At 53.4% G+C, this 11778-nt stretch carries 5 protein-coding genes; all 5 read right to left on the reverse strand.

Annotated elements, in window-relative coordinates; translation table 11 throughout:
• Position 1: 1 nt before the first annotated feature.
• Positions 2-3286, reverse strand: a complete 3285-nt coding sequence (locus GSQ81_RS13975; RefSeq protein WP_158911310.1) for an efflux RND transporter permease subunit — start codon at positions 3284-3286, stop codon at positions 2-4.
• Positions 3287-3810: 524 nt separating this feature from the next.
• Positions 3811-4890, reverse strand: a complete 1080-nt coding sequence (locus GSQ81_RS13980; protein ID WP_254060192.1) for a hypothetical protein — start codon at positions 4888-4890, stop codon at positions 3811-3813.
• A gap of 130 nt (positions 4891-5020) precedes the next feature.
• Positions 5021-6076: a hypothetical protein gene (locus GSQ81_RS13985; RefSeq protein WP_254060193.1), complete on the reverse strand. Its 1056-nt coding sequence runs from the start codon at positions 6074-6076 to the stop codon at positions 5021-5023.
• Positions 6077-6314: 238 nt separating this feature from the next.
• A complete protein-coding gene (locus GSQ81_RS13990) occupies positions 6315-7730 on the reverse strand; it encodes a tetratricopeptide repeat protein (RefSeq protein WP_254060194.1) in 1416 nt (471 codons plus the stop codon).
• Between the two features lie 96 nt (positions 7731-7826).
• A complete protein-coding gene (locus GSQ81_RS13995; RefSeq protein ID WP_158911314.1) occupies positions 7827-11639 on the reverse strand; it encodes a TonB-dependent receptor in 3813 nt (1270 codons plus the stop codon).
• Between the last annotated feature and the right edge of the window lie 139 nt (positions 11640-11778).

Genomic DNA, 11778 nt, shown 5'->3' on the forward strand with positions numbered 1-11778 from the left:
GCTAAAACTCCGATGTGGCTGGCAGGCCGTGCTGCTGACGGGCCTCGCGTTCGCGGCGGCGTCTTTCGAGCCTGCCGTGCAGGACACTAAAGAAAGTAGGAACGAAGAAAAGAGTAGAAACAGTGGCGAAGAGCAAGCCGCCTATGACGGCGCGGCCCAGCGGTGCATTCTGTTCTCCGCCATCGCCTAACCCAAGCGCCATCGGCACCATGCCGATGATCATGGCGAGCGCGGTCATCAGCACCGGACGGAATCGCACGAAGCCGGCGCTCAGCGCAGCGCTGCGAGCGTCGCCCACGGTGGCGAGCAGTCGCTCGCGGGCAAAACTGACAACCAGGATCGAGTTGGCCGTTGCCACTCCCATACACATGATGGCGCCTGTAAGCGCAGGCACACTGACACGCGTGTGAGTGATAAACAGAAACCACACAATGCCGGAGATCGCGGCGGGCAAGGCCGAGATAATAATGAATGGGTCAAGCCACGATTGAAAATTGATGACGATTAGCAAGTAGACAAGCAGGATAGAAAGCGCAAGACCGCTGAACAGGCCAGCAAATGAAGTTCGCATGGTCTGCACCTGGCCGCGCACGCTGATCAGCGAACCATGCGGGAGTTGGGCCTTGGAATCGTCGAGAATTTTCTCTATTTGTTTGTCTACACTGGCAAGATCGGTGTTGACGACGTTGCCGTAGATATCGATGACTGGCGAAATGTTGTAGTGGCTAACGGTGCCAAGCTCGGTACCGGGAGTGATGGTAGCAACATTGCCCAAGATCTGTACTGGACGTCCACCCATCGGGGCATTCGCATTATCCGCATAACTTCCCGCTCCGTTACTGAATGTGCTTGCAAGGTTTGCACCTGTGCTGGTACTGGAGGTAAGAGGAATGTTTCTGATGTCCTGAAGCGTATCGAGGGAATATTGCGGCGACTGCACAGCAATGTTGTAGCTGACGCCATTACTTGGATCAAGCCAGAAACTGGGTGCAGTCTGAAAGCTGCCGCTGGTAGCGACGAGCAGACTTTGCGCAACATCGCGCTGTTGCAGACCTATCTGCTGCGCCTTGGTGCGATCGATATCGATCGTTAGATTTGGATTGTCGAACGGCTGTTGAATGCGCAGGTCCGCAGTCCCCGCAACGTGCTTGATCTTGTTGAGCAGTTGTTCGGCATACGTGCGATTGGCAGCCAGATCTGCGCCAACAACCTGAATGTCAATGGGAGCAGGCAATCCGAAGTTTAATATCTGCGTCACCATATCAACAGGCAACGTATAAAAGGTGACACCAGGAAAATCTCGCCCTAGCTTGCCGCGCAATCGCTGTACATAGTCGTCGGTGGGGTGATGCTTCTCCGTCAGCGACACCTGAATGTCCGCGTCGCCCGGCCCGACAGGCGCAGAGTTCGAATAGGATGTATTGATTCCGCTATAAGGCAAGCCGATGTTATCAATGATAGATACCAGCTCGCCTTTTGGGATGGTCTGCCGAATCACATTGTCGATGTGATCACAGAGTTCAGCCATGTCTTCGATGCGAGTTCCCGTACGGGCGCGCACATGCAGTTTGAACTGGCCGCTATCGACAGAGGGAAAGAAATCCTCGCCCAGAAAAGGATAGAGCGCGGCTGCAGACAAGATGGCGAATGCCATGAACAGCACCAGAAAAATTCCAGCATGATTGACGCAAAGCTCTAAGACCCTGTAGTAGCCGCCGCGAAATTTTTCGAAGTAATGCTCGAAGGTCTGTTGCATCCGCACAAAGGGATTGCGCGTGGTCCGCTTCTTTGCGTTGGCCTCTTCATCATGCTCATGCAGGAGATACTTGGCCATCGTAGGCACGATGGTGCGCGACAGAATATACGAAGCCAGCATGGCGAAGACGACGGCCTCCCCGAGCGGGACAAAAAGATATCTGGCAACGCCGCTCAGGAAGAACATCGGCACAAACACAATGCAGATGGAGATTGTCGAAACCAGCGCAGGAATGGCGATCTGTTCCGCACCGTCGAGAATCGCCTGCTCGACGACCTTGCCCTCTTCGAGGTTGCGGTTGATGTTCTCAATTTCGACGGTGGCATCGTCAACGAGAATGCCTACCGCCAGCGCCAGACCTCCCAAGGTCATAATGTTGATCGTCTCGCCGAGGGCACTCAGGACCAGCAGAGACGACAAAATGGAGAGCGGAATGGATACAGCAATAATCAGTGTGCTGCGCCAGCTTCCGAGGAAGACAAGAATCATGAAGGCCGTCAGGCAAGCCGCAATAATCGCTTCACGCACAACGCCGTCGATTGATGCCCGAACAAAGATTGACTGGTCCGCCAGAGGAGTTATCTCTAGCGCGGCTGGTAGCTGCGGTTTGAGAGTAACCAGCTTGGCACGAATCCCTTTAACAATATCGAGCGTTGAAGCATTGCCTGTCTTGATGATCGACATCAGGGAAGCACGCTGGCCATTGACACGAACGATGTTGGTCTGCGGTGGAAATCCATCACGGACATGAGCTACATCGCGAATATAGACCATGGCGCCGTTGACCGCGCGAATGGGAAGATTGTTAAGGCCTGCAATGGTCGAAGGCGCGCTATTGGTTTCGATCTGATACTCGAACGGTCCAACCTTGGTTGTGCCCGAAGGCAGAATCAGGTTTTGCGCGGCAATCGTATTGACCACATCCGAAGGCGAAAGGCCTTTGGCCTGTAGCGCCTGAATGTTGAGGTCCACCTGCACCTGACGCTGCTTGCCGCCGTAGGGATAAGGAATGCCGGCACCTGGAACAGTGACCAGTGGCGTACGGATGAAGTTGAGACCGAAGTCATTGAGTTGCTGTTCCGAAAGACCCTGACCTGACAGGCCAAGCTGGAGAATGGGTACGCTCGAAGCACTGTACTGCAGGATAAGGGGCGATGTAGTGCCCGGCGGCAACTGCTTAAGCTGGGTCTGGCCAATGGCAGTCACTTGTGCCACAGCATTGGCGATATTCACGTTAGGCTGAAAGAAGATTTTGATGACGCCAATGCCATTCAGCGACTGCGATTCGATGTGTTCGATATTATTGACCGTCGTAGTGAGCGAGCGCTCGCTGCGCGTGACAATGCGGTCGGCCATCTGCTGAGGCGAAAGGCCCGTGTACTCCCAGATCATCGAGACGACAGGGATATTGATGTTCGGAAAGATATCAACTGGCATGTTACTGACGGCCAGTGGACCGAGAATCATCAATAAGATCGTAAGGACCGCAAATGTATATGGCCGTCGCAGTGCGAGGCGGACGATCCACATGAGTCTTTAGTTCCTCTCTAACATTCTTGGCGCAGATTCCGCCGAAAACGATGGGCAGTCAAGTAAGCTGCAACGAAAATAGGAAGAACCCACCCGGCTGATGATTTAAACGTATCTGCGCGGCTTTCGTTGATAGCAGTGAATGGGCAATCAGAATATAAAGAAGCTTTTATCCTGAAAGTGGATAGATCAATTGGATTACATGGAGATCGATCTTTAATTAGGTGCACGAACAAATGGTTAGGCAAAAGAGAGAACTGCGACGCGTACTGATAATGAGTAGACGATCCAACGTTGAAAAAGGATTCGCAGCAACGAAAATGCACTTTGGTTTATGCACTTCCGTTCAGATAGCCATAACCAAGTGTGTCCAGAGGCAAGTGATTGTGAAAACTCCTTGAATTCTTGATTGCTGACGCAAAACCCGCCCTGTGACGAAGCGCTCGGACGAGAAAAAAGGGACCCCTCTAGTGAGCATCAGCGTATGGGCAGATGCATCGTCTCAGGAAATCTTCAATATTCGATCAGCTTATGGCCAGTGAAAGCAGTTCTTTGAGGTCCAACGATGAGTCCGACTGCGCCCCTCTCGGCAACGATGGGGCAATCACCAAGGCTTGATTGTGGCCTTCAAACCACACGAGAAAGGACGACTGTTCTGCCCCTGTCAGCCGCTGCTGGTTGATCCAATGATAGTAGGCAGCCATGTCTGCATCGACAAGAGAGCCGCTGGGATCCAGCTCAGGATTCGCATTGGGATTGGAGAGCAGTTCGCTCATTGGTTGCTGCCTTTGTCGAGGAGCATAGCGTACCAATAAGGTCAGCGGCTGGGCACGCCGCAGCGCTTCACGAGTTGTCCACTGGGCAAATGTAGTGCTAAAGATCTGGGTCCCAGAGCCTTCAGTAAACACCCTCACCTGAAAACGATCCAGGATTGGGTCTCCAGCCTTGCCCATACCGAGATCCGTTGGCAGTAGCCGCGCCAGGCCAGAACGCAATTCTTCCGGTCCCATGCCTGGCCGAGCAATCTCAGTTTGCATGTATTTGAGTAGACTGTCACGCACGGGCCCAAGTGCCTGATAGGACACGTTCGTCAGCAGCGGAGTTTGCCTGACAACTTGTCCTCCATCAACATACCAATGGCCATAAGAAACAGGTTGCGATTTTGCCCGCGCTTCGACCGCCGCAAGAAGCAATTCGAGGCCATTGTCTGGCTTGACCTGCCCAAAGTATGTACCGTGTGCGCGCAGATTACGAAACAACGGCGAATCAAAGGACGCCACACCTTGCCCTATGACTGCAATGCCAAGTCTGCGCATAGGAAGCGGCTCAGCGGGAAGTGAAGATCGAAGGCGATCTCCATAGTCCAATGCAGCCTTGCGAAAGGCGTCAAGTTGATGAGTAGCCCAGAGGTATGCCGATTCCTCTTCTGTAAACTGAGCCGGACGATTGATCCAGTCGAGACCTTCGAGCTTGGAAGAGAGCGACAATGCCGCAAACGAATGAAACCACTCCGTAATTTGTGCAGAGGAAAGAGAGCTGAGAGTAACGAGTTCCTTGTCAATCGCAGCACGCTCTGCGGGGAACTTGAAGTCATATTCAATCACTTCTCGCAGCAAGGCAGCCAGAAAGCTAAGGGGAAGCTGTCGAAATACCATCAGATGGGCAAGGACCAGCTTCCTTGGGTACGGAGGATATCCCGCAAATTGATCGGATTGGAGATCCTGGGGCAGCATATTAGAGCAGATCCATGATTGGCTTGCCTTGAGCTTGTGCGGCAGAAAATCCCATGATTGCCCCGATCGTAGGAACCAGATCGATGGATTGCACTGGATTGTCGTACACAACGCCGGAACGGACACCTGCCCCAAGGGCCATCATCCATGTGGTTCGAGAGGCTGGATCGCCTGTACGATGATGCTGAAAACCATTTCCGCCTGAGTCCTGATCAGCATCCCGTCCAAAATCAGGGAGGATGAGCAGGGTGGTATTTCCAGCATATTCCGGCTCCTCCTGAACAGCCTTCCAGAGCTCCGCACAGAGCCGATCCGTGCGGCGAATAGCATCTACATAGAGCGAGTACGCTCCAGAGTGGGCGACATCGATATCGTGCATGGTGATCCATAGAAGGCTGGGGGACTCCTGCCTCATCAGTCGTCTGGCAATGTATACCGAAAGCTCATCAGGACTTGACAACGTCTTTGCGTGTGTTCTGAAGTCATCTACTGAAAGTTTTAATATGTTCTGCAGTTGCTCCAATTCGAATTCACCCCCTCCAACCTGCGGTGCATAAAGTGGAGTTTCGTAGTTGTCGTGCAGCAAGTGCTCGTATTGGACGCCAGTGCCCGAGGTTACTGCACTCAGGAGATGTTTTGGCAAAATGACTCGGGCTCCAAGCCCAGGACCATAGGAGCGGCAATCGCTCTCCCCTATCCGATTAAAACCATTGCTTGGCGCGACAACCCATGCATCTGAGACGGGACGTCTAAGGTCTTTGCGGAAATACTCGAACACAGTAGGATGCTCTGGCGGCACTGCGGAGAAATTATTAAGGGTTTCGTATACGCCGGTGGCCAAACTTGCGGTTGCGACATAGTGGCCTAGAATTCCTTGGTTTGTAACCTGCGTAAAAAAACTCGATTGCGGAATCAGCTCGCCCAGCATGTGCGGGATATTGATCTGCCCTTCGGGGGCGAAGGTTTCCTGATCGCGAGCGCCACCGCCAAATGTAATGACGATTACCTTCCTCTTTTTTGCAGTCGTCGCTGCATGAACAAACGGGCTTGCTCCCATAAGCGAGGCCCCCAAGGCCATTCCTGTCGCCTCACGCAGAAAATCTCGCCTGGTGTGGCCAAGATGACGAGCAATCTCCTGAGGACTGAGCGTCCTTCTGTCGGGAGAATGTGTCGTAAATGCCTTACGGAAGGATACTTGCCTCATGAAATCTCCCTATTCCCTCTTTACGGTTCGCTAACTGGCGCCACGCATCATCGATTCTGACTGTTTTCGCCCAGTCGACAAGCATATCAAGTCAAGGCTTAGTCGAGGGCTCCGGCTTAGAGGAATAAATGAACTGCTGCACCTCAGCCCTCTCCTTGTCGATTTCCGCCATGTGCTGGGCCCGGAGCTTTTGGTAAGTTGCGAACTCAGACTGCGCGCGATCCTTTTGTCCCATATGGACATAGTCCGTTCCCAGGCGATAGTGAGCATCTGGAAGATTTGGACTCAGTTCAAGCGCGCGGACATATTGAGGAATCGACCTCTCAAATTGACGTTGATCTGCATACAGATTGCCCAACTGCATATGCACTTCCGGAATCGAATCATCAAGTGTTATCGACTTTTTGAGCAAAGCCTCAACCTCTTGGAAGTCCAGGCCTGAACCTGCAACCTGCTTGCCTTTCCATAAACTCATCGCGTAATAGTACTGCGCCAACGCATTGTTCGGTTTGAGAGCAGCATATCGCCTAAACCTTAGGATTACTTCATCTGCCTGATTCGGAGAACTATCATACGCTTTGGATAAAAAGAGATAGCAGCGAGGGTCGGAGGGATTTAGATCGGCAGCCGTAAGCAACGCCTTCACAGCGTCCTCATAAAATCCCCGGGCATACAGTGCCATTCCTAGTCCAATCGCCAGTCGAGGAGATGTTGGATAGTGATGAGAAGCCGCACGGAATACCTCAATTGCAGGCTCGTAGGTGCGGTGCAAAAGCAATTCGCTTCCCCAATCAAACAAATTATCTTCGCTTGGGTCCATGCGAGCGGCAGTTTCAAACTCGTTTACCGCGGCCACAAACTTTCCATCTTTCTCGTCTACCTGCCCCAGCAGGTTGTGAAGCTCTCCTGTGTCCTTCGTTTGGATAAGGCTTTGGACAAGCTGCCGTCCCTCGGCGAGTTGTCCTGTGACAAGATCCGCCATCGCGAGATCGTAGCCATTGTCATAAGAGGAGGGATCAATCGTCTGCGCCTGTTTCAGGAGTGGAAGTGCCTCCGGAATCTTTCCGGACTTAATATAGAATTCACCCAGATTATGGTTCGTCGTATAGTCATGCGGTGCCAGCCCAAATGCCTTTCGGAGTTGTTCGCCGGCGGATTGAGCATCGCCGAGACGGGAAAGGCTGGCTGCCAGATTGGTCCTTGCAGCTTCCGAGTTCGGATTCAGGCGGACCGCTGCCTTGAGATGTAATACCGCTTTTGCGTCCTGGGACATTGAGGCATAGACAAGACCCAGAAGTTCTTCGACTTGAAAATTATTGGGAACGTGAGGTAATAGATCTTCGAGTTGCGCCGCCGCTTCTTTGAACTGTCCGGCGTCATATTGGGCTACCGCCGATTGAAACTGACGATTTAGCTTCTGTTGCTGAGCGCCTTCGGCTGTCGCGAATGTCGTCCAGGCCAATAAAGAACAAAATAACGCGTGCCGGCACCAGGCCCTTCCGCTCACAATTCCGCCTCCATGATAGCCACGTGAGCAAAGCGCTCTACAAAAGGATACGCCCCGGAAAGGTTGTGCACCTTTCCGGGGCGTATCCATCCTGCATTAGTAGTACAGCTTGAGAGCGAACTGGACCTGCCGGGGATCGTAAGGAGCATCCCGGGTGGATCCAATTTCTCCGAAGTTGCCATTGTTGAAGTTGGTGGATCCGGAGATTGATACAACACCATTGCCACCAAAGCCAGGAGCATTGAAGTTCGGGTGGTTGAAGATGTTGAAGACTTCCGTTCGGAATTCCATTGAGAAGCGATCGTTGATCGGTATTGCCTTGAACAACGAGAAGTCCAACCGATGGAACCCTGGACCCGTGGTGGTGGGACCTGCAAATCCCAGGACCGCGCTCCCTGTGTACGGAATGCAACCACCAGGCGAGTTTAGAATTGCGCCACCAGCCCCCAGTTCGCAGGGCTGCTGGAAGGCCTTAGGATTTCCGATCCAATTCACCGCGCCGTTTGAGTCTTTGTAGATGCCGAGTTTCGGGCTCTGACCTGCAACGCGAACGTCATTGCAGCCCGTTCCCGAGGTTGTGCCCGTTGGGCAGCCGAGGGATAGCGGTTGACCACCCTGAAGCGAAGCGATCCAGTTTGCCGACCATCCTCCAATTGCCGCGTTGGCCACTCTCCCAGAGTTACCGAGGAAGCGCTTATTCTTGCCGATTGGAAGTTCATATCCGCCGCTAAAGTGGACTACCTGACGGATATCGAAGTCGGCCAGACCCCAGTCGAATATAGGACCAAGACCCGGGACCGAGGGTGCGCGCAGACCGCCTGTGCTTCCGCCATTCAGCAGATCGCCAGCGTCCGAGAGCGTCTTGGAGTAGGTATAGGTAAGAAGGAAGCTGAGGCCATTGGAGTACTGCTGTTCGAGTGTCATCAGCAAGCCGTTATAGTCGCTTAGCCCATAGTTTGTCTGATAACTTCCCCCCGAGAAGTCCGGGAACGGTACTGTTCCACCTGCACCTGGATTCGAAGTGTTGGTCGTGCTTGCACCTGAAGGCAGGAGTGCAGTGACGTTGTTTGCTCCAATCCCTCCCTGAAGGTACTTCGCCTGGGTAAAGACGTATGCCGCTGTTAGAGACATGCTATGCGTTATCGAATATTGCAGCGTGGCGTTCACGCTGGTGGTACGAGGTGTCTGAGCGTTGAACTGAAGTCCCTGCAAACCCAGACCCTGGGCATTCACAGCCAGAGGTGTGAACGCTACGCAGGAGAGCCCAGAACTAATCGTTGCAGTACCACCCGGGCCGGCAGTGGAACAGCCTGCCCAAGGCGTGTTGTAACTGATTGGCGAGACCGCCGAGAGTCCGTTGGGGCTATTGGCAGGCACGACGGGGGAGTAGCCGAAGTTGAAGACAAAGGGATAGTTTTCGCCAATGTTCGGGCCATACCCCTGGTTTTCAAACGCGTTGTAGAAGAAGCCAAAGCCTCCTCGTGCGACCAGCCTTGGGTTGATCTGGTACGCGAATCCAACACGCGGCGCAAAATTGTTCTTCGGCGTCTTTACCAGACCCTGGCCATATTGGTCTGTCTGGTCCAACGCGATTCCATCTTTGGCCAGCAGCGTTGTAAAGCTGGTAGACAAGCTTCGATCGTCTTTTCCTGAGGCGGGAATAAGGAAGGTTGGAACGCCATTTCCGGTTGGACCGTTCGGCACAAAATTAGCCTGGCCACCGTTGGTCTCCTTGATCGGGCTGAAATAGTCCCAGCGCACACCCAGATTGAGAGTCAGCTTTGGGGTCACCTTCCAGTCGTCCTGTAAGTAAGTCGCCAGATAAGTTCTGGCGTCATAGGTCTTGTTGACGTTGGAAGCATTGATCGCGTCGGAGCCACCAGAGAAGTCGACTCCATTCGGGACAGTCGCTGCTGTCGGAACAAGCAGGAGCTGCGCAAGGCCCGTCCCGCCGTTATTTGCCTGCGGAACATCGGTGTACTGACCGTTGTAGTCGAAGGTTCCACGCGAGTACGCTGGCTGAAGTACCGAGAACTTCACATGCTGAGACTCAATGCCCACCTTGAAGCTGTGATTTCCCCAGATCTTGGTGAAATCGTCTGTAAGCTGGAGTGTCTGGCTGACTTCGTCCGACGGCAGAAACGAGTTACTGCCGAGTGTCGCCAAGCCGCCAATGGAAATAGCGGGAAGACCGCCGTTTTCAGCAAATTGCGGGATGCCCTGGATTCCATACTGATCCGGAATGCCGTTGGTACCGCCTGCCGGGCCGAAACGAGTGGTGTGAAGATGATTGAGCCCAACGTGGGCTACGTTGATCGTCTTTGGTGTGAATACGTGGGTATAGCCGACGACTGACTGGCTGGACTTGGCTGTCTGGGTACCTTGTTGAAATCCGCCACCATCTGCAACGCCTTGAAAGATGCTCGGGATGTATTGCGGGTCATCGACATAGCTGAATCGCCCGAAGACCTGGTCACTCTGAGTAGGGTTGACGTCGAGGCGAGCATCCATCGAGTTTTTGTGCTCGAATAGCTTGGGGCTTCTTACATAGTTATTGACGATGCCGCTTCCAGAATTGGCAGCCGGGTAAAGAGTCAATAGCTTGAGAGCAACTGGATCGAGTCTGCTGCCTGGTAGCTGATTCAAAGTGCAACCACTGGAAAAGTTGGTTGTGCCAGTACCGCCGGAGCAGGTTCCTATTCCAAAGGGATCACGAACATATCCAGTATTGGCTGCTGTGATTCCAGTCACAGGATCAACGGTGCCTGCTGTAACCAATCTCGTAGTTGCAGGATCAAGAACTGCCCCGAGAGGAACCGTTCTGCCAAGATTATCGGTTTGCGATTTTCCTTGCTGAATCAATTCGCCGAGATTGGTGAAGCCGCTGCTGACCTCGGTCGGTGTCGGCACGGAACCAGTGGAGACAGTTCCCTGCACGCGCCGGAAGCCTTCATAGTCGCCAAAGAAGAAGACCTTGTTCTTGATGATCGGGCCGCCAGCGGAGACACCGAACTGGTTCTGGCGCAACGCGCCTTTCTCAGTACCGGCATTGGTGTGCTCGAAGTAATCTGCGGCATCAAGCTTATCGTTGCGGATGAACTCCCATGCGGCTCCATGGATGCTGTTCGTACCGGACTTGATGGTAGCGTTTAGAACGGCGCCGGCAGAACGGCCCAGTTCGGCGCTGAAAGCCGCGGTCTGAACTTTGAATTGCGAGATTGCATCGACCGGAGGCAGAACGGCAAAGTTTGTTCCGTTCAGGAAGTCAACGGCGTTGGAGTTATTGTCGATGCCATCCAACAAATAGTTGTTTTGCGACGGGCGAAGGCCGTTGGCGGAGAAGGCACCGGAAGCCGCGTTACCACGCGTGTCGGCCTGGGGCGATTGAGCACCGGCGCCGAGTTGGGCGAGAAAGGTAAAGTTGCGGCCATTGAGCGGCAGATTGTTGACGCTCCTCTCGGTGATAACCTGGCCGACCGACGATTCATCGGTCTGTAGAAGCGGGGGCGCAGTATTGACTTCGACTGTCTCGGCCGTGGAGCCCAGCTTGAGCTGAACATTGACCTGCAGGGACTGCCCAACGTTTACCGCCAGATTTGTTTGGGTCGTCGTCGAAAAGCCCGGGGCGCTAACCGTAATGGTATAGTGACCGATTCTGACCGGGGAGAAGGTGTATTGGCCAGCGTTGTTCGACTTTACATCGAGCTTGATGCCCTGATCGGTGTTTAAAAGATTGACTTGAGCGCCTGGAACAACCGCGCCGGTTGCATCCTGAATGACCCCGGTAATCGAGCCTTCGTCAACCTGGGCTGCAGCGTAATTCGGTGTGAGTAAGAGCAGGCAAAAGCACGCCAGTGCTATGCAGCCGCTTCTTTTTAACCAATTCAGAATGTTGCGATCAGTAGCCATCCTAGTGCCCTCAAATTTCATCATTTTCTTTCGATTCCGTTTTGTTTTCTTCTAATCATTTAGTCATTACGGCGAAGCAGGCCCAAACTTTGACTATGCTGTAAACGGTTGCATGTTATGCGATTGCAAACATTAGCTG

Source organism: Granulicella sp. L56, assembly GCF_009765835.1.
Lineage (GTDB): Bacteria > Acidobacteriota > Terriglobia > Terriglobales > Acidobacteriaceae > Edaphobacter.